This window comes from Kitasatospora sp. NPDC059577 (genome assembly GCF_042735475.1).
Classification (GTDB): domain Bacteria; phylum Actinomycetota; class Actinomycetes; order Streptomycetales; family Streptomycetaceae; genus Kitasatospora.
The window spans coordinates 58,691-82,828 of sequence record NZ_JBHWBZ010000014.1 but is presented as its reverse complement, the minus strand read 5'-3'; the positions used below and the strand labels follow the sequence as shown (position 1 = coordinate 82,828).

Below are 24,138 nucleotides of genomic sequence, written 5' to 3'. Positions count from 1 at the left end.
CCGCCGCGGCCCGCCCGGCCCCGGGCGGGGGGGGGGCGCCCCCCGGGGGGGCCCCCCCCGGGGGGGGGGGGGCCCCCTACCCCCCCCCCCCCCCCCCCCTCTTCCGCTTTTCCGGCCTCCTCCCCGTCCCCGGAACCGCCGATGTCACGGATCGGGGCCGTGATCGGTCCGTAGGGAGTGAAGGCGTCCGACGGAAGGAGTGGTGTGGTGAACGGGACGGTGCTGGTGACCGGGGCGACGGGGACGTTGGGGCGGGAGGTGGTGCGGCTGCTGGTGGCGCGCGGGGTGGCGGTGCGGGGGTTGAGCCGTCGGGCGCGGGTCGGGGGTGACGGGGTCGAGTGGGTGGTCGGCGACCTGGTGAGCGGGGCCGGGATCGCGGAGGCCGTGGCCGGGGTCGAGGTGGTGGTGGACTGCGCGACCACGCAGCGGAAGGCGGATGTGGCGGGGGTCCGGACGCTGGTGGCGCGGGCGCGGGAGGCGGGGGTCAGGCACCTGGTGTACGTGTCGATCGTGGGGATCGACCGGGTGCCGATCGCGTACTACCGGACGAAGCTCGCCTGTGAGCGGGTGGTGCGGGAGTCGGGGCTGGGGTGGACGGTGCTGCGGGCGACGCAGTTCCACGACCTGCTGCTGAAGTTCTTCGACGTCTCGGTGAAGCTGCCGCTGTTCCCGGTGCTCGGCGGGGTGCGGTTCCAGCCGGTGGACGTGCGGGAGGTGGCGGCGGCGGTCGTCGGGCTGGTCGAGGATCCCGTCGGGTTCGCGCCGGAGGTGGGCGGGCCGCACGTGCGGTCGTACCGGGAGCTGGCCGGGGCGTACCTGCGGGCGGCGGGCAAGCGGCGGGTGCTGCTGCCGGTGCGGATGCCGGGGGCCGGTGGCCGGGGGTTGCGTGCGGGCGGGAACCTGGCGCCGGAGCGGGCGGTGGGCCGGGGGACCTTCGAGGAGGCGTTGGAGCGGCGGTTCGGCGGCCGCTGAGCTCGACATCCGTCAACCGGGGTTGACATCCGCGCGGGTGTCAACCAAGGTTGACACCATGAGCGAGAGCGGAGAACTCGCAGCCGCTGCGAGCAGTCGTGACCCCGCCGTGGGGCTCCGGGCGGTCTGCGCCCTGCGTGATCTGGCGGACCGCCTGGAGGCCCTGCAGGTGGGCAACGCCCGGTCGCAGGGCTGGTCCTGGCAGGACATCGCGGTCTGCCTCGGGGTGACCCGGCAGGCGGTGCACAAGAAGTACGCGAAGCGCGGTACCCATGGCGACCAGGACGGAGGCTGAGTGATGTTCGAGCGTTTCACCGAACGGGCCCGGCAGGTGGTGACCGGAGCGCAGCAGGAGGCGCGGGAGCTGCGGCACGGCCGCGTCGGGACGGAGCACCTGCTGCTGGCGGCCCTCGGCGTGCCGGACGACCCGGCGGCCGCCGTCCTGGTCGAGGCGGGCCTGGACCAGGAGGCCGCGCGGCGGGCGGTGCGCCGACTGGTCGGGCCCGGGGACGACACCGCCGCCCTGGCCTCGATCGGGGTCGACCTGGGCGCGGTGCGGGAAGCGGTCGAGGCGGTGTTCGGGGAGGGAGCCCTGGACGCCCGGCCCGCGGAGGAGCCGAAGCGCCGGGGATGGTTCCGCTCCGGCGGCACCTTCGGCGGTCACCTCCCGTTCGACGCCCGGGCGAAGAAGGTCCTGGAGCTGTCGCTGCGGGAGTCGCTGCGGCTGAAGTCGGGGGAGATCGCGGTCGGGCACCTGTTGCTGGGCGTGCTCCGCGAGGGGGAGGGGGTGGGGGTGCGGGTCGTGGTCGACCACGGGCTGGACCCGGCGGCCGTCCGGCGGGCGGTCGAGCGGGCGCTGGGCTGAACCCCCCGGCCGGGTGCCGGTTGTGAAGCGAGCCACTCGGTCGTGCGGCGGTTGCGTCGCCAATCGGTGTACGGGACGTGGATGGAGGAGAGTGCCCGTCAACTGGCCACTTGAGGCCAATGTCTGAATCGATATGATCGGCCGAAAGCGTGAACCGATCAGCCGCCCGGAGACGTTTTATGACGTCCCGGGCGGTCTGGTATGCGCCCGACCAGCTGTCGGCGGTCGCGATCGTCGCAGACCCGCCGCTGTGCCGCCGCCCGCCGACGTTGCCGAGGACCGCACCGATGAGAGAAGCCACCAGCCCCGACGGCCGGCCGCCCCGACGGCCCGCACCGCGCACCGTCGCCCTGACGGCGGCCGCCGTCCTGCTGGCGCTGGTCGCCGCACCGGTCGGCGTCACCCGGGCCCTGGGCGCGCACCAGCCGCTCACCGCCCTCGCCGTGGGCGCCGTCGCCGTCCTGTGGATGATCGCCGTCGGCCTCGCGGCGACCGGCGCGGAGCGCTCCCGACGGCTCGCCGAGGACGTGGAGGAGCAGCACCGGGAGGCGATGACGGCGCTGGTCGTCGCGGGCTCCGCCCGACAGGCCGAGACGGCGGCCAGGGGGCGCGCCACCGCCGCCGAGGCCGAGCGGGACGCCGCGCGCGCCGAGCGGGCCCGCGCGGAGGCGGAGTCCGCCGCAGCGCGGGCCGAGCTGGACCTGGTGCGGGCCGAACTGGACGCCGAGCGGGCCGGGGTCGAGGCGCAGTGGCTGCGGGCCGAGGCCGAGCGCGCCGAGCTGGACCGGATCACCGAGGGCGTGCTGCCCGAGGTGGTGAGGAAGCTGCGCGCGGGCGCGGCCGTGGACAGTGCGCTGGCCGCTCACCGCAAGCACCCCCAGTACGCGCTGCTGCGTGCGGTCGGTGAGGAGATCGGCCGGGGCGAGCGGCTGCGGGCCGCGGCGCTCGCGGTCTGCGCGACCGCCGCCGGGCGGGTCCAGGCGCTGGCCACGAGCATGCACGCCGAGCTGCGCGAGATGCAGCACCGGCACGACGAGGAGGTGCTCGGCGACCTGCTGAGCCTGGACCACTCGACCGCCCAGGCGGGCCGGATGGCGGACAGCATCGCGGTGCTCACCGGTGCCCGCTCGGGCCGCCGCTGGGCCAAGCCGATCGCGGTGGAGTCGGTGCTGCGCGGCGCGCTCGGCCGGATCGGCGCCTACCAGCGGGTGCGGCTGCACAACGCCAGCACCGCGGCGGTCGCCGGGTACGCCGCCGAAGGTGTCATGCACGCGCTGGCCGAGCTGCTGGACAACGCCACCAACTTCTCCGCCCCGCCGGCCGAGGTGCACGTCTACGTCGAGGAGGTGCCCGCCGGACTGGTGGTCACCGTCGAGGACAGCGGGCTCGGCCTGGGCGAGAGCTGGCTGCGCCGAGCCGAACGGGCCGTCTCCGCCGAACCGCTGGACCTCACCACGCTGTCCGCCGGCACCCGGCTGGGGCTCGCGGTGGTCGGCGTCCTGGCGCGCAAGCACGGGCTGCAGATCTCCTTCCGGCCGTCGGCGCGCGGCGGTACGGGGGTGGTGATGCTGATCCCCCAGCAGCTGGTCTCGCACGCGGCCCCGGTGCCCGCCCCGGCGTCCGTCCCGACGCAGGCGCCGGCCGTCGAGTCCGTGCGCCCCGCGCTCACCCCCGCCCGCCCGGCCCCCGCCCGCCCGGCCTCGGCCCGTCCGGCCCCCGCGCCGCTGCCTCCGGCGCCCGCCGCGCCGACCGCGCTCACCGCCCCGGTCGCGCCGACGGCCGTCACCGCCGCCCCCCTGCCGCCCGCGCCCGCCCGGACGACCGACAGCGGCCTTCCGCAGCGTCGGCGCGGGCAGACGCTGACCACCGCCCCGGCGACGGACCGGGCCGCGAAGCCCGTCCGCACCGACACGGTGAGCGCGGCTGCCCGGTTCGGTGCGTTCCGCCGGGCCGCCGCCCGTCCGGCGGAGGACGAGCAGCACTCCACCGGCACGCCGACCACGGCCCCCGACACCACACCCGACGCTTCCCCCGCCACCGAGAAGGACACCTGATGAGCAGCGCCCCCGATCGCGACCTCGACTGGCTGTTGGAGAACCTGCTGGCGGCCACCCCCGGCACCCGGCACGCCCTGGTTCTCTCCGCCGACGGCCTCAAGCTCTGCCACACCGACGGGCTGAGCACCGACCAGGCCGACCAGCTGGCGGCGATCGCCTCCGGCCTGCAGAGCCTGGCGCACGGCGCCTCGATCGAGTTCGGCGACGGCAGCGGCGGCGTCCGGCAGTCGATGACCGAGTTCCACGGCGGCATCCTGTGCATCGTGGCGGCCGGTGAGGGCGCCCACCTCGCCGTGGTCACCGACGACGAAGCGGACGTCGGCGTGGTCGGCCACAACATGCACGGCCTGATCGAGCAGATCGGCGTCCACCTCAGTGCCCCGGCCCGGGACCCGGAGGGCGGCACGCCGGAGCGCGGCACCTCGGACGGGGCCGTGGACGGGAGCGCCGCCACACCGGAGGGCGCGGGGATATGACGGACGGGCCGGTGCTGCCGGGCCGTGACGACGACCCGGACCGCCTCTACACCATCACCAAGGGCCGCAGCCGCGCCCCGGAGAACGCCTTCGACCTGGTCACCCTGATCGTCGCCGAACGGCAGCCGACGGCCGGGATGCAGTCGGAGCACGCCCGGATCCTGCGGATGTGCGAGGCCCCGACCGCCGTCGTGGAGGTGGCGGCGGAGCTGGCGCTGCCCATCTCGGTGGTGAAGATCCTGCTCGGCGACCTGCTGGAGTCCGGGGCGGTCACCGCCCGCCACCCCCGGTTCGCGCCCAACAAGGCCCGGCTGCCCGACCTCGATACGCTGAAGCAGGTGCTGCATGGCCTCCAACGGCTCTGACGTCCGGCCCGCCGCCGAGCGCACCCCGCTGCGGGCGACCGCCGACAACGCGCTGAAGATCGTCGTGGTCGGCGGCTTCGGCGTGGGCAAGACCACCCTGGTCGGCTCGGTCAGCGAGATCCGTCCGCTGAACACCGAGGAGGTGATGACCCGGGCGGGGGAGGGCATCGACCCGGCCGGATCCTGGGGCAAGCGCTCCACCACGGTCGCCTTCGACTTCGGCCGGATCACCCTCTCCGAGCGCCAGGTGCTGTACCTGTTCGGCGCGCCCGGGCAGGAGCGCTTCTGGTTCCTCTGGGACCGCCTGTTCAGCGGCGCCCTGGGCGCGGTCGTCCTGGTGGACACCCGGCGGCTGGAGGAGTCCTGGTACGCGATCGACCGGCTGGAGCACCACGGCACCCCGTTCATCGTGGCCCGCAACAACTTCGGCGAGCCGACCCACAGCCTGGAGCAGGTCCGCGAGGCGCTGGACCTGTCGGCCGAGGTGCCGCTGGTGGACTGCGACGCGCGCGACCGCGAGTCCGGCAAGCGGGTGCTGATCGGGCTGGTCCACCACCTGGCGGCCCTGGCCGGGGCCGACGAGGCCGACCTCGCCGGAGCAGGCCCGGCGGAAGCCCACGGTGCCGACCCGGCCGGAGCCCATGGTGCCGACCCGGCCGGAGCCCATGGTGCCGACCCGGCCGGAGCCCACGGGGTCCACCCGGCCGATCCGACCGGCTCCGACCAGGCTGCCGCCCCGGCAGCGGCCCCCACCGCGATGTACGAGGAGAGCACCCCGTGACCGAGCCCGCCGTCACCCCGCCCCCGGGCTGCCCGGCGCACGCCGGCGCCACGCCGCTGTACGGGCCGCGCTTCCAGACCGACCCGGCCCAGCTCTACCGCGAGCTGCGGGCCGCGCACGGCCCGGTCGCCCCGGTCGAGCTGGCCGGCGGCGTCCCGGCCTGGCTGGTCATCGGCTACCGCGAGCTGCAGCTGGTGACCGGTCAGCCGCAGCTGTTCGGCCGTGACTCCAGCCGCTGGCACGCCTGGGAGTCGCTGCCCGCCGACTGGCCGCTGAAGCCGATGATGGCGCCCGCCCCCTCGATCCTGTACGCCGAGGGCGAGGAGCACGTCCGGCGCTCGCGCGCGGTCACCGACGCGCTGGCCGGGATCGACCCGTACGAGCTGCGCAAGTACTCCGAGGAGATCGCCGACCGGCTGATCGACGACTTCGCCGGCCGCGGCGAGGCGGACCTGGTCGCCGAGTACGCGCACCGGATGCCGCTGCTGGTGCTGTGCCGGGTGCTCGGGCTGGACGAGGAGCAGGCGCCGCAGCTGACCGCCGCGCTGCTGTCGATGCTGGACGGCGGCCCGGACGCCCCGGCCGGCGCCCAGCGGCTGCTGGAGATGATGCTCGCCATGGTCGAGGAGAAGGCCGAGCACCCGGGAGCCGACGTGGCCTCGCGGATGCTGGAGCACGAGGCCGGGCTGACCCACGACGAGGTGATGCGCGACCTGCGGGTGCTGCTGATTGCCGGCCACCAGCCTTCCTCGTACTGGATCTCCAACGCGCTGCGGCTGATGCTCACCGACGAGCGGTTCGCCGCCTCGCTGGCGGGCGGGCGGCGAAGCATCAGCCAGGCGCTCAACGAGGCGCTCTGGGAGGACACGCCGACGCAGATCTTCGCCGGGCGCTGGGCGATCCGGGACACCCAGCTGGGCGGCCAGCGGATCGGCGCGGGCGACATGGTGCTGCTGGGCTTCGCCGGGGCGAACGCGGACCCGTCGGTCCGGCAGGCCGACGGCCGCCCGGCCGAGGGCAACCGGGCGCACATGAGCTACTCGTACGGCGAACACGGCTGCCCGTTCCCGGCCCAGGAGGCGGCCGAGGTGATCGCGACCACCGCGATCGAGGTGCTGCTGGACCGGCTGCCGGACCTGCGGCTGGCGGCGGCCGAGCACGCGCTGGTGTGGCGGCCGTCGGCCTGGGTGCGCGGGCTGGTGGCGTTGCCGGTCGCGTTCACCCCGGGCCACCAGGCCTGATCCGTCGGTACCCGCGCCCACGGGGTCCGGTGGTTCCCGGGCCCGCCGGTGTCCGCGCTGCCGGTTCCCGGTGGTTCCCGGGCCCGTCGGTGTCCGCGCTGCCGGTTCCCGGTGGTTCCCGGGCCCGTCGGTGTCCGCGCTGCCGGTTCCCGGTGGTTCCCGGGCCCGTCGGTGTCCGCGCTGCCGGGGTCGGGTGCCTTCCGGGCCCGCCGCTCCCCGTATCCGTTGATTCCCGTCGTCCGAAAGAGAGTTGCGATGACCGCCGCCCCGGCCCCGATCGTCCTCGACCCGCTGGCCCGCGACAACGCGGCCGAGGGCGCCCTGCTGCGGGCCGCCGGCCCGGTGGTGCCGGTCGTGCTGCCCGGTGGCGTGGCCGCCTGGGCGGTGACCCGGCACGCGGAGGCGCGTGAGCTGCTGACGGACGCCCGGCTGGTGAAGGACGCCGCGCACTGGGGGGCCTACCAGCGCGGCGAGGTGCCGAAGACCTGGCCGCTGATCGGCCTGGCGGTGCCCGGCCCGAGCATGGTGACCACGGACGGCGCGGAACACCGCCGGCTGCGGGCGCTGGTCGCGCAGGCCTTCACGCCGCGCCGGGTGGAGCTGATGCGCCCGCGCGTCGAGGAGATCACCCGCGGGCTGCTGGACGCGCTGGCGGCGGGGGAGCCGCAGGTCGACCTGAAGACGGCCTTCGCCTTCCCGCTGCCGATGACGGTGATCTGCTCGCTGCTGGGCGTCCCGGAGTCGGACCACGGTGTGCTGCGCGACCTGTACGAGCGGTTCTTCGGCGCCAAGCCGAACCCGGAGGGCATCCAGGTGACCATCGCGGGGTTGAACGCCTTCGTCAACGAGCTGGTGGCGCAGCGCCGTTCGGCTCCCGGTGAGGACCTGGCGAGCGTGCTGCTGGCGGCGGACACCGAGGGCGGGGCGCTGACCGACGCGGAGGCGGCGGCCACCCTGCGGGTGATCATCGCAGCCGGCCACGAGACGACGGTGAACCTGATCTGCAACGCGGTGCGGGCGCTGCTGGCGCACCCGGACCAGCTGGAGCTGGTGCGTTCGGGGCGGGTGCCCTGGGACGCGGTGGTGGAGGAGTCGCTCCGCTGGACGCCTCCGACCAGCAACTTCCTGTTCCGCTTCACCGCCGCGGACGTCCCGGTCGGGGACGTGGTGATCCCGGCCGGTGAGCCGGTGCTGGTCTCGTACAACGCGATCGGCCGTGATCCGCTGCAGCACGGGGTGACGGCGGAGCTGTTCGACATCACCAGGGACCCGTCCCGTCACCTGTCCTTCGGGCACGGTCCGCACGTCTGCCCGGGTTCGCCGCTGGCGCGGTTGGAGGCGGGGATCGCGCTGCCGGCGCTGTTCGAGCGGTTCCCCGAGCTGTCGGCGGCGGTGCCGGACGCCGAGCTGCGGCCGAGCGGGTCGCTGGTGGTCAACAGCCTGCAGGAGCTGCCGATCCGGCTCTTCTGACGCAGCGTCATGACGTGGGCCCCGTCCGGGTTTCCGGGCGGGGTCTTCGGCTTCTGGCGTTTCCGGTCCGAATCGTGCCCGGTCGCGGGTCACGGTCGGGACACCGGCTGGTGAAGGTCGAACGTGGACCTTGGCGGAGGGCGGCTGCTGCGTTAACGTCTTCGATCAGTTCGGCCGCCGTCCGTCCGCGATCTCCGTGGGCCCATCTCCGGTACAGCGCAATGTCGTTCAGCCACCATCGGCAGCATGCCCTGGCGAGGAGGACCGCATTGACTCCCAACCCGATCGCGCCGCAACCGAGTTACCGTCGGCGATTGGCCGCCGTGCCCGCCCTGGTGGCGGCGCTGGCGCTGACCGCCGCCTGCTCCAACAGCTCCGGCGGTTCGGGTGACGGCGGCGGCGCGGCCCAGTCGCTGTCCGGCGACTGCGCCAAGTACCAGCCGTACGCCGGGCATTCGGGGACGACGGTGACGATGTTCGCCTCCATCCTGAGCCCGGAGTCGGACAACCTGGAGAAGTCCTGGTCCGAGTTCAGCAAGTGCACCGGGATCAAGATCAGCTACGAGGGCTCGAACGACTTCGAGTCCCAGCTCCCGGTCCGGGTGGCCGGCGGCAACGCCCCCGACTTCGCGATCGTCCCGCAGCCGGGCCTGCTGGCGCAGATGGTGAAGAGTGGCAAGGTGGTGAAGCCGCCCGCCCAGACCGTCGCCAACCAGGACAAGTGGAGCCCGATCTGGAAGACCTACGGCTCGGTCAACGGCACCTTCTACGCGGCCCCGATGAGCGCCAACATGAAGTCGCTGGTCTGGTACTCGCCCAAGGCCTTCAAGGCCGCCGGCTACGAGGAGCCGAAGACCTGGGCGGACCTGATGGCGCTCAGTGACAGGATCGCCAAGGCGGGCGGCCCCAAGCCGTGGTGCGGCGGCATCGCCTCCGGCACGGCCACCGGCTGGCCGGCCACCGACTGGCTGGAGGAGGTGGTGCTGGGCAGCTACGGCGGCGAGGTGTACGACCAGTGGGTCGGCCACCAGGTGAAGTTCTCCGACGAGAAGATCACCACGGCGATGAAGACGGTCGCCGACTGGATGCAGAACCCCGCCTGGGCCAACGCGGGCTTCGGCGACGTGAAGTCGATCGCCACCACCACCTTCCAGGACGCGGGCACACCGGTCCTGAGCGGCACGTGCATGATGCTGCAGCAGGCCTCCTTCTACGAGGCGCAGTGGCCCAAGGGCACCAAGGTCGGCCCGGACGGGGACGTCTTCGCCTTCCACCTGCCCGCGGTGAACCCGTCCGTCGCCAACCCGGTCGAGGGCGGCGGCGAGTTCCTGGCCGCTTTCGCCGGCCGGCCCGAGGTGCAGGCGGTGCAGAACTACCTGTCCAGCTCGGACTGGGCGAGCAGCCGGGTGCGGACCGCGAGCGGCTGGGTCTCGGCGAACCAGGGCGTGGACAAGAGCCTGTACACCGACCCGATCGACAAGCTGTCGGCTGCCGCGCTGACCGACCCGGCGGCCACCTTCCGCTTCGACGGCTCCGACCTGATGCCGGCGGCGGTCGGCGCCGGGCAGGAGTGGAAGTCGCTGACCGCCTGGTTCGCCGAAGGACAGTCGATCCAGAAGACCGCCGCCGACATCGACGCCGCCTGGCCGCAGTAGGACGCCGAACGGCCGCAGCAGGCGGGCCGACCGTCCGAACCCGCCGACCGTCCGAACCCGCCGCGGGTCCGAACCCGCCGCGGGTCCGGACCCACCGGGACCACCTGTCGAGGGCGGTGCGGGGCCACCCACCCGCACCGCCCGCCCCCTTCCCACCGCACCCGAAGGGACGCGCAGCCATGTCCGTACCCGGATACCCGTCATCCGCCGTCGCGCCCGCCGCCGAGAGACTGGCGGCCGGCTCCTGGGGCGACGCGGCGGTCAAGTTCGGCAACACCCTCGGCGCCGTCGCGGGCTTCCTCGGCATCCTGCTGGTGGTCTTCCTGGTCGCCGGCCGGGCCCGTGGACGGCTGGCCCGTCCGCTGGCCGTCGCGGTGTTCCTCGGCCCGGCGGTACTGCTGCTGGCGGTCGGCCTGGTGGTGCCGCTGGTCCGCACGGTGTACCTGAGCCTGCAGAACGACGACGGCACCCGGTTCGTCGGCGGCGAGAACTTCGGCTGGGCGCTCACCACCGACTCGGTGCAGACGGTGCTGCTCAACACCCTGCTGTGGCTGGTGGTCGCACCGCTGGCGGCGACCGGCCTGGGGCTGGCGCTGGCGCTGCTGGTGGACCGGATGCGCGGCCAGTCGGTGTACAAGTCGCTGATCTTCATGCCGATGGCGATCTCGCTGGTGGGCGCCTCGATCATCTTCAAGTTCGTCTACGAGTCGCGCGGGTCGGGGCAGCCGCAGATCGGCCTGCTCAGCCGGATCGCCGTCGCGGCGGGCTGGGACGACCCGCCGAACTGGATGCTCTCGCAGCCGCTGAACACCTTCCTGTTGATGGCGGTGATGGTCTGGGTGCAGACCGGCTTCGCGATGGTGGTGCTGTCGGCGGCGATCAAGGCGATCCCGGCCGAGGTGGTGGAGGCGGCCCGGCTGGACGGCGCGAGCGGGCTGCGACTGTTCTGGTACGTCACCGTGCCGATGATCCGCACCACGGTGATGGTGGTGCTGACCACCGTCATGATCATCACGCTGAAGGCCTTCGACATCGTCCGCACCATGACCGGCGGCAACTTCGGCACCCAGGTGCTCGCCAACGAGATGTACTCGCAGTCCTTCGTTCAGTTCAACGCCGGGCGGGGCAGCGCCCTCGCGGTGATCCTCTTCCTCGCGGTGCTGCCGCTGGTGGCCTACAACATCGTCCAGCTGCGGAAGGAGCGTGAGGTGCGGTGAAGCGGCTGCGGAAGACCTCCGTCCCGAAGACCTCCGTCCCGAAGGCCGCTGCCGCGGAGGCTGTTGTCCCGGAGGATGCCGCCGCGGAGGCCGCCGGCCCGAAGGCCGCTGCGGCGGAGCCGTCCGTCCCGGAGCCGTCCGTCCTGGGGCCGTCCGTCCCGGGGCCGTCGCCGCGGAAGACCTCCGTGCCTGGATCCGCGGTCCGGAAGCCGGTCCTCGCGAGGTCGGCCCCTCGGGTGGCCGGGGGCCCCGGCAATCCGGTCCGCAAGGCCTTCGGTAGCCCGCTGGCCTCGGTGTTCGTGATCGCGATGACGGTGCTCTGGACGATCCCGACGCTGGGCTTGCTGGTGACCTCGCTGCGTCCCAAGCAGGACGTGACCTCCAGCGGCTGGTGGAGCGCCCTGCTCCACCCGGACTTCGGCTTCGACAACTACCACTCGGTGCTGTTCGAGGGCGGCTCCGGCGCCTCGACCGGCCTGGTGCCGTTCCTGGTGAACTCGCTGGCGATCAGCGTCCCGGCGACCGTCTTCCCGCTGGTGCTCGCGGCGATGGCGGCGTACGCGCTGGCCTGGGTGCGGTTCCGGGGGAGCGACGCGGTGTTCTTCACGGTGTTCGCGCTGCAGGTGGTACCGCTGCAGATGGCGCTGATCCCGCTGCTGCGGCTGTTCTCCAGCGGCGCGCACCTGGGCTCGCTGACACTGATCCCGGCGGTGGACCTGAAGGGCAGCTACGCGCCGGTCTGGCTGGCGCACACCATGTTCGCGATGCCGCTCGCGGTGTTCCTGCTGCACAACTTCATCGCCCAGCTGCCGCGCGACCTGATGGAGGCGGCGGTGGTGGACGGCGCCTCGCACTTCAAGATCTTCCGTTCGATCGTGCTGCCGCTGAGCGCTCCGGCGCTGGCCTCGTTCGCGATCTTCCAGTTCCTCTGGGTCTGGAACGACCTGCTGGTCGCGCTCACCTTCGCGGGCGGAACGCCGGAGGTCGCGCCGATGACGGTGCGGCTGGCGCAGCTGTCCGGTTCCCTCGGCGGGCGCTGGGAGCTGCTGACGGCCGGGGCGTTCCTGTCGATCATCGTGCCGCTGATCGTCTTCTTCAGCCTGCAGCGGTACTTCGTCCGGGGGCTGCTCGCCGGGTCGGTGAAGGGGTAGGCGGAGGGGCGGGCGGAGGAGTGGGCGCCGGGACGGGTGATCTGAACGCGTTCAGAAGTAATTTTTGAACCTGTTCAGAATGGTCTACAGTCGGCAGCGACGGCGGCGCTGAGCGCGCCCGCCGGCGGACTGCCCCGAGGGCGGCTTCCGCATGCCCGTTGACCACTGAGGGGGACCCATGTCCGGTCTGTCCAACGCGCCCGCCTCGGCCGATCCGCCACCCGTCCCGGGGGCGCAGGACCCGGCCGACCCGCAGGGCCCGGCCGACCCGCAGGGCCCACCCGGCCCGGGCGGTGCGCCGGTACCGGACGACGGGGTGGTTCCGGACGGTGCGCGGGGGCCCGTCGGGCCGTACGCCTCGTGGGACCCCTACCGGCCGGCTGCATCGCACGATCCGGAAGCCCCGTACGGTCCGAGGGGCCCGTACGGCCCGGGGGTTCCCCACGGCGCGGCCGGTCCCCACGGCGCGGCCGGTCCGTACGGCGCCGCCGGGCCCCGCCGGGCACCCGGCGCGCCCGCCGCGCCGACCGCGAGCTGGCTGCGCCACAGCGACCCCGAGCGCCGGGCCGGGGCCACCCCCAGGGTCGTCCTGGCCGCCCTGCTCACCGGTCTGCTGACGGCCTGGCTGCTGTACGACGGCCTGGGCGTCAACCTGCTGATCTGCGGGGCCGCCACCGCGGTCGGGGCCGGCTTCGCCGCCCGGGTGGCGGGCCGCCGGATCCGGCCCTGGACGGCCGCGTGGAGCCTGCTCGCGCTCGCCCTGCTCGCCGTCCCGGCCTGGTGGGACGCCGGCTGGCCCGCGGTGCTGGCCGGCGCGGGCGCGCTCGGCCTGGCCTCGCTGGCCCTGCACGGCGGCCGCCGCTGGCCGGGCGTCCTGCTCGCCCTGCCCGGCCTCCTCTGGCAGCTCGTGCCGGCCGTCGGGTGGGCCTGGATCAGCATGGAGGGTCGCCCGCTTCCCGGCCGCGGCCGGGTCGTCCCGGTCCTCAAGGCGCTCGCGGTCGCCGCCGTCCTGCTGACCGTTTTCGGCCTGCTCTTCGCCAGCGCCGACGCCGCCATGGCGGACCTGCTGGGCAACCTCAGTCCGGACCTCGACCTCGGCCAACTCCCGGCGCGCGGGCTGCTGTTCCTGCTCGGGACGGTCACCGTGCTCGGCTTTGCCCGGATCGCGGCCGGCCCGCGCCGCTGGGACCGCACGGTGATCCGGCCGGGCCGTGAGCGGCGGCGGCTGGAGTGGGCGCTGCCGTTGATCGCGCTCGATCTGATGTTCGGCGTCTTCGCGGTCATCCAGGCCGTGGTGGTGCTCGGCGGGGCGGACGCGGTGCTCGGCAACACGGGGATGAGCCGCTCCGAGTACGCCCGGCAGGGGTTCTGGCAGCTGAGCGTGATCACCGTGCTGACGCTGGCCGTGGTGGCGGTCGCCAAGCGCTGGGCGCCGCGCAGCACCGACGCCGACCGCCGGTTGGCGCGGATCCTGCTCGGACTGCTCTGCGTGCTCGCGCTGGCCGTGGTCGCCTCGGCGCTCGGCCGGATGTGGTTCTACGTGGACGCCTCCGGGCTGACCCGGCTGCGGCTCTGGGTGCTCGTGGTCGAAGTCTGGCTGGGCGTCGTCTTCCTACTGCTGATCACCGCCGGGCTGACCCGCGGCACCGGCTGGCTGCCGCGCGTCGTCGTTCTCAGCGGGATGCTCACCGTCGCGGTGTACGGCCTGATGGGGCCGGACGCGATCGTCGCCGACCAGAACGTCAGCCGGTACGAGCAGGCCCTGCGGACCGACCCGCGCACCGCCACGATCGACCTGCGCAACGTCCGCCTGCTCTCGGCGGACGCGGTGCCCGCCCTGGACCGGCTCCCCGAACCGAAGCGGAGCTGTGCGCTGCAGCTGATCGGGCAGGACCTGGACCGGGAGTCGAAGCCCTGGTACGCGACCAACCTCGCGGCCGCCCGGGCCCGGCAGATCCTGGCGGACCGGCCACTGCGGGACTCGGCGTCGATCGGCCGCCGGGCCTGCGACCGGGCGGGGCTGGCGGACGGGGCCCGGTAGTCCGACGCGGTGGGGCCGCCGCGGGGCCCGGCGGCGGCCGGACGGTGGCCCGGTGGCGGCCCGGCGGCGGCCTCATGCGGGCCTCGGGGCGGGCTTGCTGCGGCCCTCGGAAAGGTCTCGGTACGGGCCTCGGTACGGGCCTCGGAACAGGCCGCGGTACGAACTCCGGTGCGGGGCCGGTGAGGTCGGCGGAGCTGCGGAAACGGCAGGGCCGGTGCGGTGTCGGCGCGCTGCCGAGCCGCGGTGGTGCTGCGCCGTGCGGGTGGTGCGCCGTGGCCTCAGTGCATGGCGACGGCGGACGAATCACCGCTCGGCAGGTCGCTCGCCTTGGCCTTGATCACGAAGACCGATACCACCAGGGCGACCGCCGCGAGCGCGGCGCCCACCACGAAGCCGTGCGAAATGCCCTGGGTGAGCACGGTGTTGGCGGCGTCCGTGCCCGCCGGGAACTCGTGGTGCTGCTGCAGGTAGGCCAGCTGGTCCGGAGTCGCGCTCTGCATGAACTTCGGCAGCTGCGTGGCGGCCTCGGCCGTGGCGTAGTGCGCGAAGACCGTGGTCAGGATCGACAGGCCGAGCGAACCGCCGATCTGCTGCATCGAGTTGAGCAGGCCGGAGGCGGCGCCGGTCTCCTCGCCCGGGACGCCCGCGACGGCGAGCAGCATCACCGGGACGAAGATCAGGCCCATGCCGAAGCCGAACACCACCGTGGGGCCGAGCACGCCGTCCACGTAGCCGCTGTCCTTGCCCATCTGGGTCAGCCAGCTGAGGCCGATGGTGACCAGCAGGGCACCGCCCGCCATGAACGGCTTCGGACCGTACTTGGCCTGCAGGTTGGACGCGAGCTGCGCCGCGATGATGATCGAGACACTGATCGGCAGGAAGGACACACCGGCCATCAGCGGGCTGTAGCCGAGCGGGCCCTGCACGAACAGCACCACGTAGAAGAAGATGCCGAACATGGCCGCGGCCAGGCAGAGCATCATCACCAGGCCACCGGTCCGGTTGCGGTCGGCGAACAGGTGCATCGGGGTGATCGGCTGGTCGGTGCGGTTCTCGACCACGAGGAAGGCCGCCAGCAGGATCGCGCCGGCCGCGAAGGAGCCGAGGGTCAGGCCGTCCGACCAGCCGTCCGAGGCGGCTCGGATGAACCCGTAGACCAGGCCGACCAAGCCCAGCGTCGAGGTCAGCGCACCGGGCAGGTCGAAGCGGCCGGGGTGGCGCTCCGACTCGGCGATGTGGCGCGGCGCGGCGATCGCGATCAGGATCGCGATCGGGACGTTGACGAAGAACACCCAGCGCCAGTTCAGGTACTCGGTGAGCAGTCCGCCGGCCAGCAGGCCGATCGCGGCGCCCGAACCCGCCACCGCCGAGAACACCCCGAACGCCTTGTTGCGTTCCGGTCCCTCCTCGAAGTTGGTGGCGATCAGCGCGAAGGCCGTCGGTGAACAGATCGCGCCACCGATGCCCTGGAGCGCGCGGGCGGCCAGCAACAGGCCGCTGTCCTGCGCGAAACCGCCGAGCAGCGAGGCCAGGCCGAACAGCAGGGTGCCGAAGATGAACACCCGACGGCGGCCGAGGATGTCACCCGCGCGACCGCCGAGCAGCAGCAGCCCGCCGAAGGTCAGCGTGTAGGCGTTGATGACCCACGACAGGTCGGTGGTCGAGAAGTTCAGGGCGTCCTTGATGTGCGGCAGCGCGATGTTCACGATGGTCGCGTCGAGCACCACCATGAGCTGGGTGGCCGCGATGACGGTCAGGGTGATCCCCTTGCCCCGCCCCTTCGTGGCCGGTGGTGGTGAGTTCTTGTCGAGCGTGTCGGAGATAGCCACGAATGTGCCCCCTGCTGGCCATGTGCCTCGGTGCCGTGGATCCGGCGGACCGCCGGTGTCCGGGTGTGGCGCTGCGCCCTTGCGCAGACCGAGAAGGAACGGGATCGTTCACTAATCCGGACGATATCCTGGCCGTGATTGTGAACGCAAGCGTTCCTTAAGGATGGTGGCGATGGAGCGGTTGGTGCGACGCCTGGTGGCGGACCGGTCCGGTCGGTCCTCGGGGCGGTCGACCGGCAGGTCAGCGGGCGGGTCGGCCCCTGCGGCGGGGCCGGCGGGAGCCTCGGCGGTCCCGGACGTTCCGGATGTGCCTGGTGTGCCTGGTGTGCCTGGCGTGTCTGATGTGCCCGGACCGGAGCAGGGCGCGGGGTCGGCCCACTGCCCGGTGCGGACCGCGCGTCAGGCCCTGACGCGGCCCGGGAGGCGCCGGGGAAAGGAGTTGGAGAACGCGATCTTCGAGGCCGCCCTCGACCAGCTCACCTCCGGCGGATACGCGCGACTGACCATGGAAGGGGTCGCCGGTGCGGCGCGGACCGGGAAGGCCGCGCTCTACCGGCGCTGGGCGTCCAAGGACGAACTCGTCATCGACGCCCTGGACGCCACTCTTCCACGCCCTTACGACACCCCCGACCTCGGGTCCGCCCGGGACGAACTCCTGCAGCTCATCGAGGCGTTCACGGCCGCGGTGGCCTCCCGGGTGGGCGCGGCCCTCCACGCGCTGATGGCCGAGATAGACCAGGAGCAGGCCGAGGTCTTCAAGAGCTTCATCGAGGACCGGGTCATCGGGCCGATCACGGCGACCATCCTGGAGATCCTCCGCCGCGGCGCCGCGCGCGGGGACGTGCGGCCCGGCGCGGCCACCCCGTTGGTGGCCGACGTGATCCCGGCGATGCTGCTCTACCAGGCCAAGATCCGTGGATTCCAGGACGTGGGGCCGGACTTCGCCACCAGGCTGGTGGACGAGGTGCTGCATCCGATGATCCGCGCCTGAGGGCCGGTCCGGGTCAGGGCGTGGCCCGGGGCCGGGGCCCGGGCCGGGGGTCGCGTCCGGGCTGGGGTGGGCTCGGGCCGGGAGCGACCTCGGCCCCGGGGGTGCGCTCCCGGCCAGGGGTGGCGTCGGGCCGGCGGACACCTCGGGTGCGGGCTCGGGAGCGGGCTAGGGCGGCGGATCCGGTGGGCGCGGGGCGGGCTTAGGCTGGAGGCTGCCCAGCTGAACGGAAATCGCCATGCCCATCGTCCCGCCGACCCACTCCGTCGAACGCTCGCTCCGCCGGGCCGGCGCCAGGATCGTCGTCGGCCTGGACGAGGTCGGGCGCGGCGCCTGGGCCGGACCGGTCACCGTGGGCGCGGCCGTCACCGGACTGCGCAAGGCGCCCGAGGGGCTGACCGACTCCAAGCTGCTCACCGAGCTGCGCCGCCGCGCGCTCGCGCCCGTCCTCGCCGACTGGGTCACCGCGTACGCCCTCGGGCAGGCCTCGGCTCAGGAGTGCGACGAACTCGGCATGACGGCGGCGCTGCGACTGGCCGCCGTGCGCGCGCTGGAGACGCTGCCGGTCGAGCCCGACGCGGTGATCCTGGACGGCAAGCACGACTACCTCGGTGGCCCCTGGCGGGTGCGCACGGTGATCAAGGGCGACCAGTCCTGTGTCTGCGTCGCCGCCGCCTCGGTGCTCGCCAAGGTCCACCGTGACGGCCTGATGGCCGAACTGGGCGACGGGTGCCCGGAGTACGGCTTCGCGGACAACGCCGGCTACCCGTCCCCGGTGCACCGCGCCGCGCTGGAGGAGTTCGGCCCCACCGAGCACCACCGGGTCTCCTGGGCATACATGGACGGACTGCCGAAGTGGCGTCACCTGAAGCGCGTTCGGGAGGGCGCGGGCGAAGCCTCGGGATCCGCGGACGAACAGTTGACGCTCGGTTTCTGATGGTCCGTCTGGAATTGCCCCGGGTGGGGGCAGTGGACGTCCGGTGCCCAAGGGGTGGGGTGCCCGTGCGCGTTCGACCGGCATTTGATAGATATCCGGGTATGCCTGTCTTCCCCGAGGAGCCGGAGATTCACGAGAGCCTCCCGGGCCCCGGCGTTCCCTTCCCCCGCGAGTCGGACGCACAAGCCCTCCGCGCGCCTGCCACCGGCGGCGCGCCCACCATCACACCCACCACCGTCGCCGCCCCGGTCACGGTGCCCGGCCCCCGCCCGGCGCCCCCGCGCCCGGCCGCGCCGCGCGCCGCCCGGCCCGGTCCGCCGCGGTCCGTTCCCAAGCCCGGTCCGGCGCCGCGCCGCCCGGCCGCGCCGCAGGTCGAGGTCCAGCGGATCGCCGCCACCCCGGATCTGGCCGTGGAACGCGCCGACGAGGCGGTCGACCGGCTCCTGGACTCCGGTCGCGACCCGGCCCAGATCCTGGTGCTGACGGTCGGCGAGGCGCACCCGTGGCAGCAGCACGAACTGTCCTTCGGTGAGGAGCGCTACTGGGCGCAGCTCGCCGAGGGCGGGGACGTGTTCTACGCGGACGCCGCGCTGACCCGTCCGGTCCGCCGCGAGGCGGTCGTCCTGGTGGTCAACGGTGGCACGCCCGCCGGGACCGCCGAGGCGTACGCCGAGGCGCTCGGCCGCGCGACCGCCCTGCTGGTGGTCTGCGGCGACGCCGGCCCGGCGACCACGGAGGCGGCCGCGCCCGGCCGCCCGGTCAAGGCCTGACCCCAGCCCATCCGTTCCGGGCCCGGTGCCGTACGACGGTGCCGGGCCCTAAGACCTTCCCGTGACGGGCCGTACCCGGACCGGAGCCGGGTCCGTACCGCGGTGGGTGGACCCGGGTGCGTCGACCCGGGTGCGTCGAGTCGTCGGCCCCTGCGCGCGGTGCCCGTGCCCGTGCCCGAAGGGCCCGGGGCTGTGTGTCCTCCGGGATTCGGGCCTTCCTGTCCCCGTCCCGTCCCGTACCCTCCGGTCCTGTCCGTCCTCGTCCCGTCCGTCCGGCGGGTTCAGCGGGTTCAGCGGGTGCCGGTGCGGCGCGTCGGCTCGGCCGCCGCGACCCGCGCCGGGACCCACGGGGGCTCGGACTTCGACGGGCGCTGTGCGTCGGCGCCGGGTTCGACCGCCTCCGCCGCCGGGAGGCGGGTGCGTTGCCCGCGCGGGGTATCGAGCACCGAGCGCGGTGGCAGCTCCGTCACGGTGTGCACCGGGCCGTCCGCCCACGAGCCCGCGTGCGGGTTGCGCCCGCCCCGCCCGTCCCCGAGGACCTGCCAGCCCGCCGGGGTGAGCCCGATGTACGAGCCGCAGCGCAGCCCGTGCAGCGCGGCCGCGTCCCGCAGCGCCCACATCCAGGCGCCGTCCTGTTCCGTCCAGCCGGGCGCGCCGTCGCGGCAGCGCAGCAGTATGGCCGTGCGGCTCGGCTCGGACAGCCGCAGGTCGTGCGGAACGATCCGCCGGACGTGCGCCAGCAGGGCGTTCCGGTGCTGCCAGCCGTCGGTGTCGTGCGGCCAAGGGGTGAAGGAGGCCGAGGCGACGAGGTGGTGGAGGGCGTCCAGGACGGCGACCACGACCGTGCCCGGCTGGGGCAGGTGGCGTTGGTGCAGCTCCAGGACGAACTCGCGCGGGTCGCGCAGCAACGGGATCCCCGAGGCGGCCCAGGTCTCCAGGTCCAGCACCCGTCTTGGCGCCGAACTCCCGGAGAGGGGATTCTGACCTCGGTCGATACCGTTGATCACGATCCTCCTTCCTGACCCGTGGGTAGGCGGGGTGCCTGGGTACGCCGAAGGGCGAGTCCGGCGGACCGAGTTTCGGGTACCTCCCAATTCTCGGGGCATGAGGGGCAGAGCGGCAACGATGAAATGACGAACGCCATCCGATAGCCCATGGTCTGCCGGATATGTTCCACTGTCGCCCATGCGTCGCCGAGGTGTCACCGAGCCTTGATCCACAACGCTCGAAGCGCGACGTGAACCGTCGGCGGCACGGTGACCACCCCCTTTTCGCTCCGGCCGGCGGGTGTGATCGAAATCGCTTGGCTTGATCCTTTCTGTTAGGCCATTCGAGTGATGACCGTTGTTCTCTCGACGGTCTGCGACCCTCCCGTCACCCCTGAACGGCCAGCACCAGCGGCAGCACCGCACTCGCCCCGGCCCTGCGCAGCAGCCGGGCACCCACGGTGACCGTCCAGCCCGAGTCGACGAGGTCGTCCACCAGCAGCACCGGCCCGCCGGCGGCCGCCACCGCCTGTTCCACCTCCGGCGACAGGACCAGCGCCCCGGCCAGCGAGTGCAGCCGTTGGGCGCTGTTGCTGCGGGCCCCGTGCGGCGGCAGCCCGCCGGCGTACTCGATCCGGCCGAGCAGCGGCAGCCGCCCGATCTCCGCGATCCGCGCGCCGAGGCTGCCGACCAGCTGGGGGCGGTTCGAGGAGGCCATGGTCACCACGCCGACCGGCCGCTCCAGCCGGGAGCCCTCCGCCGTCGCGGGCCCGGCCCAACCGCCCGGCCCGCGGGCCCAGTCGGCCAGCACCGCCACCAGCGCGTCCACCGCCTCGCCGGGTACCGGCACGTCCGGCGCCTGCTCGGTGAGCAGGGTGCGCAGCCGAGTGCCCCAGCCGATGTCGGACAGCCGGCCGAGCGCCCGGCCGGTCTCGGCCTGCTCGCCCGCCGGGATCCGGCCCTTGAGCGGCACCCCGAGCGCGTCCATCCCGGTCGGCCAGAGTCGGCGCGGCTCGAAGCTGACGCCCGGGCGGCCGAGCGCGGCCCGGGCGGCGGCCAGCGCCTCGGCGGAGACGTCCGGGGTGTGCAGCGGCCCCGCGCAGTTGTCGCACCGGCCGCACGGCACGGCCTGCTCGTCGTCCAGCTGGCGGCGCAGGAACTCCATCCGGCAGCCGGTGCCCGCCGCATACTCGCGCATCGCCCGCTGTTCCGCCTCCCGGGAGGCCGCGACCTTGGCGTAGCGGGCGGTGTCGTACGCCCAGCTCTGCCCGGTGGCCGTCCAGCCGCCCTTGACCCGGCGGACGGCGCCGTCCACGTCGAGCACCTTGAGCATGGTCTCCAGCCGGGCCCGGCGCAGGTCCACCCGGGGCTCCAGGGCGGCGGTGGAGAGCGGGCGGCCGGCCTCGGCCAGCGCGTCGATGGTGCGCCGGACCTGCTCCTCCGGGGGGAAGGCCAGCGAGGCGAAGTAGCGCCAGATCGCCTCGTCCTCGCGCCCGGGCAGCAGCAGCACCTCGGCCCGGTCCACGCCGCGCCCGGCCCGGCCGACCTGCTGGTAGTAGGCGATCGGCGAACTGGGCGAGCCGAGGTGCACGACGAAGCCGAGGTCGGGCTTGTCGAAGCCCATGCCGAGTGCGGACGTGGCGACCAGGGCCTTGACCCGGTTGGCCAGCAGGTCGGCCTCGGCGGTGCGGCGCTCGGCGTCCTCGGTGCGGCCGGAGTAGGAGGCCACCGGGAAGCCGCGTTCGCGCAGGAAGGCCGTCACCTCCTCGGCCGCGGCCACCGTCAGGGTGTAGACGATGCCCGATCCGGGGAGCCGGTCGAGGTGGTCGGCCAGCCAGGCGAGCCGGTGCGCCGGGTCGGGCAGGGTCAGCACGCCCAGGGTGAGGCTCTCCCGGTCGAGCGGTCCGCGCAGCACCAGGGCGTGCTCGTCGGCGGTGCCGGTGCCGAGCTGCTCGGCGACGTCCGCGGTGACCCGGGCGTTGGCCGTGGCGGTGGTGGCCAGCACCGGGACGCCGGGCGACAGCTCCGCGAGCATGGTGCGCAGCCGGCGGTAGTCGGGCCGGAAGTCGTGCCCCCAGTCCGAGATGCAGTGTGCCTCGTCGACCACCAGCAGGCCGGTGGAGGCGGCGAGCTTGGGCAGCACCTGGTCGCGGAAGTCCGGGTTGTTCAGCCGTTCGGGGCTGACCAGCAGGATGTCCACCTTCCCGGCGGCGACCTCGGCCTGGACCTCGTCCCACTCGTCGGTGTTGGCCGAGTTGATGGTGCGGGCGTGGATGCCGGCCCGGGCCGCCGACTCGACCTGGTTGCGCATCAGGGCGAGCAGCGGCGAGACGATCACCGTCGGCCCGGCGCCGCGGGCCCGGAGCAGGGCGGTGGCGATGAAGTAGACCGCGGACTTCCCCCAGCCGGTGCGCTGGACGACCAGGGCGCGGCGGTGGTCGACCACGAGGGCCTCGATGGCCGTCCACTGGTCCTCGCGCAGGGTGGCGCCGGGGCCGGCGAGCTCGCGCAGGACGGCTTCGGCCCGCGCCCGGACCTCGGCGCGGTCGGCGGTGGCGGTGGTGTGGGTGTCGGGCTGCTGCATGGCGTCCATGTAACCCCGTACCGCCGACAAGGGGCGAATGCCGGGGTGGGGAGCGAGGCGAAGGCGAGGTGCATTTCATCCGCTGGTCCGCTGAACGGCAGTCAAAATCCACTCTTCGGAGGGAGTGTCGCTTGCTCCGAATGGGCGAAGGGGAATTCGGAGGCGGAGTTATCCACAGAAAAAATTCGGGTCCGGTGCCGTTCGCGGATCGCGTCCACTCTTGCGGTCATGAACGCGATGAACAACGAGAACGTCATTCTGTCCCTCGGTCCGGCCTCCGATCACCGGCCGGTCGTCATGCGGGGCCCGGCCGACATGGCCGAGCTGCTGCCCTACTTCCTGGGGTTCCACCCCGACGACAGCATCGTCGCGGTCGGTCTCCAGGGCCCCGACCTGCACCAGGGCGGGGTGGTCCGGGCCGACCTGCCGGAATCGCCCGCGCAGTGGCCGGCCGCCGCGGAGGAGACGGCCGCCCTGCTGGTCGCCCTCTCGGAGCGGAACGGCGCCCGGCCGCTCCAAGTGCTCCTCTACCTCTGCCAGGATCCCGGCGCCCCGCACGCCCCGCCGGTCGTGGACGGCCTGCAGCCGCTGGCGGACGACCTCCGGGCGGCCTTCGGGCGGCGGGGCGTCGCGGTGAAGGAGTCGCTGTGCGTCTCGGACGGCCGCTGGTGGTCCTTCCTCTGCCGGGGCACCGGGTGCTGTGACCCGGCGGGCAACCCGGTGCGGCGCGGCCCGGGCCCGGCGGCCGCCGCCGCGACGGTCGCCGGACTGGTGCCGCGCGGTAGCCGGAAGGCGATCCTCGGCGGGTTGGCTCCGGTCGGCCCGCCCGGGGACGCGGCCCAACGCGAGGCGCTCGTCCGGGCCGGGGAGAGCGCGGGTTCCCGGGAGCAGGGCATCGCCCTGCTCGACCAGGCCGTCGCCGAGTTCGGGGCCGGAGCCCGGGAGCTCGACCCGGAGCGGACGGCCCGGTTGCTGTTCGCCCTGCGGGACCGGACCGTCCGGGACCGCGGCGTCGAGTACGCCCGACCCGACGAGCTGGCTCCCGCCGAACGGCTCTGGCGCTTCCTCGCCCGGCGGGCCGTGCCGCCGTACGAGGGCTGCGCGGTGGCCCCGCTCACCCTGCTGGCCTGGGCGTCCTGGGTCGCCGGTGACACGGCGACGACGCGGGTCGTGCTCGGCCACGTCCTGCGGCTCGCCCCGGACTACCTGCTGGCCGAGTTGCTCCACGAGTCGGTCAACGACGGCATGACGCCCGGGGCGCTGCTGGCTGCCGTCGAGGCCCAGCGACGGCGGCGCGAGGGGCAGGCGCCCGCGTCGGCCCGGACCGGCGACCCGTCGCCGCCTGCCGACGGGCCGGGCCCGGTGCCCGGGGCCCCGGCGGACGGCCTCCCCCCGGAGGGGCCCGGTCGGGCCTCCGGCGGCCGCCGACGTCGCCGGGGAGCCCGTCGGAAGGGTTCGTCCACGGTGTCGGGTCCGGCCTCGGCCGACCACGGCCCGGGCGGCCCCGCCGGTCAGGCCGGCGCCGGCGGCCCGGCCCCGGGCGGGAGCGCCGCCGGCTCGCTTGCCCTGCTGCCCACGCCGGGCCGGGCCTCGGCGCCCGGGCGCGTCCGGTCGGCCGGGGAACGGACCGCCCGGGGTCTGAGGCTCGGCCGCAGGGCGGTGTGCGCGCCCGCCGTCGCCCGCGCCGGGAGCGGACGACACCGGTGCCCCGGGGTCCGGCGGGCGGCCAGGGGGAGCCGCCGTGCCCACTGAC

The 24,138-nt window shown here is 74.1% G+C and carries 19 protein-coding genes and 1 pseudogene; 17 read left to right on the top strand and 3 right to left on the bottom strand.

Annotation, left to right across the window (positions count from 1 at the left end; all coding sequences use genetic code 11):
* Positions 1-207 precede the first annotated feature (207 nt).
* From ACFV0O_RS14565 to ACFV0O_RS14505, 13 genes and pseudogenes are all read left to right on the top strand, one after another.
* On the top strand, positions 208-972 hold the full coding sequence (locus ACFV0O_RS14565; RefSeq protein WP_380341070.1) for an SDR family oxidoreductase: 765 nt from the start codon (positions 208-210) through the stop codon (positions 970-972).
* 58 nt (positions 973-1,030) lie between these two features.
* On the top strand, positions 1,031-1,267 hold the full coding sequence (locus ACFV0O_RS14560) for an RNA polymerase subunit sigma-70 (protein ID WP_380341068.1): 237 nt from the start codon (positions 1,031-1,033) through the stop codon (positions 1,265-1,267).
* Between the two features lie 3 nt (positions 1,268-1,270).
* Complete coding sequence (locus tag ACFV0O_RS14555) at positions 1,271-1,837, top strand: Clp protease N-terminal domain-containing protein (protein WP_380341065.1); 567 nt, start codon at positions 1,271-1,273, stop codon at positions 1,835-1,837.
* Positions 1,838-2,124: 287 nt separating this feature from the next.
* Positions 2,125-3,891 carry a sensor histidine kinase gene (locus tag ACFV0O_RS14550; RefSeq protein ID WP_380341062.1) on the top strand — a complete coding sequence of 589 codons (1,767 nt, stop codon included), beginning with the start codon at positions 2,125-2,127 and terminating at the stop codon, positions 3,889-3,891.
* A complete protein-coding gene (locus tag ACFV0O_RS14545) occupies positions 3,891-4,370 on the top strand; it encodes a roadblock/LC7 domain-containing protein (protein ID WP_380341060.1) in 480 nt (159 codons plus the stop codon). The genes ACFV0O_RS14550 and ACFV0O_RS14545 overlap by 1 nt, the downstream gene beginning before the upstream one ends.
* A complete protein-coding gene (locus ACFV0O_RS14540; RefSeq protein ID WP_360258383.1) occupies positions 4,367-4,735 on the top strand; it encodes a DUF742 domain-containing protein in 369 nt (122 codons plus the stop codon). The genes ACFV0O_RS14545 and ACFV0O_RS14540 overlap by 4 nt, the downstream gene beginning before the upstream one ends.
* A pseudogene (locus ACFV0O_RS14535) lies at positions 4,716-5,342 on the top strand (ATP/GTP-binding protein); the annotation flags it as partial. The gene ACFV0O_RS14540 and the pseudogene ACFV0O_RS14535, both read left to right, overlap by 20 nt.
* Positions 5,343-5,512: 170 nt before the next feature.
* Positions 5,513-6,757, top strand: coding sequence for a cytochrome P450 (locus ACFV0O_RS14530; protein WP_360258380.1), 1,245 nt, complete (start codon positions 5,513-5,515; stop codon positions 6,755-6,757).
* A 255-nt stretch (positions 6,758-7,012) separates the two neighbouring features.
* Positions 7,013-8,227: a cytochrome P450 gene (locus ACFV0O_RS14525; RefSeq protein ID WP_380341055.1), complete on the top strand. Its 1,215-nt coding sequence runs from the start codon at positions 7,013-7,015 to the stop codon at positions 8,225-8,227.
* 323 nt (positions 8,228-8,550) lie between these two features.
* Entirely contained in the window at positions 8,551-9,882 is a 1,332-nt protein-coding gene (locus ACFV0O_RS14520; protein ID WP_380341191.1) for an ABC transporter substrate-binding protein, read from the top strand.
* A gap of 179 nt (positions 9,883-10,061) precedes the next feature.
* Entirely contained in the window at positions 10,062-11,099 is a 1,038-nt protein-coding gene (locus ACFV0O_RS14515) for a sugar ABC transporter permease (RefSeq protein ID WP_360258376.1), read from the top strand.
* A 236-nt stretch (positions 11,100-11,335) separates the two neighbouring features.
* Positions 11,336-12,250 (top strand): carbohydrate ABC transporter permease, encoded by a 915-nt coding sequence (locus ACFV0O_RS14510; RefSeq protein WP_380341051.1) that lies wholly within the window; start codon positions 11,336-11,338, stop codon positions 12,248-12,250.
* 178 nt (positions 12,251-12,428) lie between these two features.
* Complete coding sequence (locus ACFV0O_RS14505; RefSeq protein ID WP_380341048.1) at positions 12,429-14,291, top strand: DUF4153 domain-containing protein; 1,863 nt, start codon at positions 12,429-12,431, stop codon at positions 14,289-14,291.
* 278 nt (positions 14,292-14,569) lie between these two features.
* On the opposite strand, the gene ACFV0O_RS14500 is transcribed toward ACFV0O_RS14505, so the two are convergent.
* Positions 14,570-16,120 carry an MFS transporter gene (locus ACFV0O_RS14500; protein WP_380341045.1) on the bottom strand — a complete coding sequence of 517 codons (1,551 nt, stop codon included), beginning with the start codon at positions 16,118-16,120 and terminating at the stop codon, positions 14,570-14,572.
* 439 nt (positions 16,121-16,559) lie between these two features.
* On the opposite strand from ACFV0O_RS14500, the gene ACFV0O_RS14495 reads away from it, so the two are divergent.
* The 3 genes from ACFV0O_RS14495 (at position 16,560) to ACFV0O_RS14485 (ending at position 18,815) form a co-directional block, all read left to right on the top strand.
* Positions 16,560-17,111 (top strand): TetR/AcrR family transcriptional regulator, encoded by a 552-nt coding sequence (locus tag ACFV0O_RS14495; protein WP_380341042.1) that lies wholly within the window; start codon positions 16,560-16,562, stop codon positions 17,109-17,111.
* A 235-nt stretch (positions 17,112-17,346) separates the two neighbouring features.
* Positions 17,347-18,045 (top strand): ribonuclease HII, encoded by a 699-nt coding sequence (locus tag ACFV0O_RS14490; protein ID WP_380341039.1) that lies wholly within the window; start codon positions 17,347-17,349, stop codon positions 18,043-18,045.
* Between the two features lie 101 nt (positions 18,046-18,146).
* Positions 18,147-18,815 (top strand): hypothetical protein, encoded by a 669-nt coding sequence (locus ACFV0O_RS14485; protein ID WP_380341036.1) that lies wholly within the window; start codon positions 18,147-18,149, stop codon positions 18,813-18,815.
* Positions 18,816-19,105: 290 nt separating this feature from the next.
* Here the strand turns inward: ACFV0O_RS14485 and ACFV0O_RS14480 are convergent, their stop codons facing one another.
* On the bottom strand, positions 19,106-19,822 hold the full coding sequence (locus ACFV0O_RS14480) for a hypothetical protein (protein ID WP_380341033.1): 717 nt from the start codon (positions 19,820-19,822) through the stop codon (positions 19,106-19,108).
* Between the two features lie 367 nt (positions 19,823-20,189).
* Complete coding sequence (locus ACFV0O_RS14475; RefSeq protein WP_380341031.1) at positions 20,190-22,385, bottom strand: RecQ family ATP-dependent DNA helicase; 2,196 nt, start codon at positions 22,383-22,385, stop codon at positions 20,190-20,192.
* A gap of 228 nt (positions 22,386-22,613) precedes the next feature.
* Between ACFV0O_RS14475 and ACFV0O_RS14470 the strand changes: the two genes are divergently transcribed.
* A complete protein-coding gene (locus tag ACFV0O_RS14470; RefSeq protein ID WP_380341029.1) occupies positions 22,614-24,137 on the top strand; it encodes a DUF4192 domain-containing protein in 1,524 nt (507 codons plus the stop codon).
* Position 24,138: the final 1 nt, after the last annotated feature.

What these genes read in the sequence shown, in the direction of transcription:
- ACFV0O_RS14560 (WP_380341068.1), top strand. Translation starts at nt 1,031, where the DNA reads ATGAGCGAGAGCGGAGAACTCGCAGCCGCTGCGAGCAGTCGTGACCCC.
- ACFV0O_RS14555 (WP_380341065.1), top strand. Translation starts at nt 1,271, where the DNA reads ATGTTCGAGCGTTTCACCGAACGGGCCCGGCAGGTGGTGACCGGAGCG.
- ACFV0O_RS14550 (WP_380341062.1), top strand. Translation starts at nt 2,125, where the DNA reads ATGAGAGAAGCCACCAGCCCCGACGGCCGGCCGCCCCGACGGCCCGCA.
- ACFV0O_RS14545 (WP_380341060.1), top strand. Translation starts at nt 3,891, where the DNA reads ATGAGCAGCGCCCCCGATCGCGACCTCGACTGGCTGTTGGAGAACCTG.
- ACFV0O_RS14540 (WP_360258383.1), top strand. Translation starts at nt 4,367, where the DNA reads ATGACGGACGGGCCGGTGCTGCCGGGCCGTGACGACGACCCGGACCGC.
- ACFV0O_RS14525 (WP_380341055.1), top strand. Translation starts at nt 7,013, where the DNA reads ATGACCGCCGCCCCGGCCCCGATCGTCCTCGACCCGCTGGCCCGCGAC.
- ACFV0O_RS14515 (WP_360258376.1), top strand. Translation starts at nt 10,062, where the DNA reads ATGTCCGTACCCGGATACCCGTCATCCGCCGTCGCGCCCGCCGCCGAG.
- ACFV0O_RS14505 (WP_380341048.1), top strand. Translation starts at nt 12,429, where the DNA reads ATGTCCGGTCTGTCCAACGCGCCCGCCTCGGCCGATCCGCCACCCGTC.
- ACFV0O_RS14490 (WP_380341039.1), top strand. Translation starts at nt 17,347, where the DNA reads ATGCCCATCGTCCCGCCGACCCACTCCGTCGAACGCTCGCTCCGCCGG.
- ACFV0O_RS14485 (WP_380341036.1), top strand. Translation starts at nt 18,147, where the DNA reads ATGCCTGTCTTCCCCGAGGAGCCGGAGATTCACGAGAGCCTCCCGGGC.
- ACFV0O_RS14475 (WP_380341031.1), bottom strand. Translation starts at nt 22,385, where the DNA reads ATGCAGCAGCCCGACACCCACACCACCGCCACCGCCGACCGCGCCGAG.
- ACFV0O_RS14470 (WP_380341029.1), top strand. Translation starts at nt 22,614, where the DNA reads ATGAACGCGATGAACAACGAGAACGTCATTCTGTCCCTCGGTCCGGCC.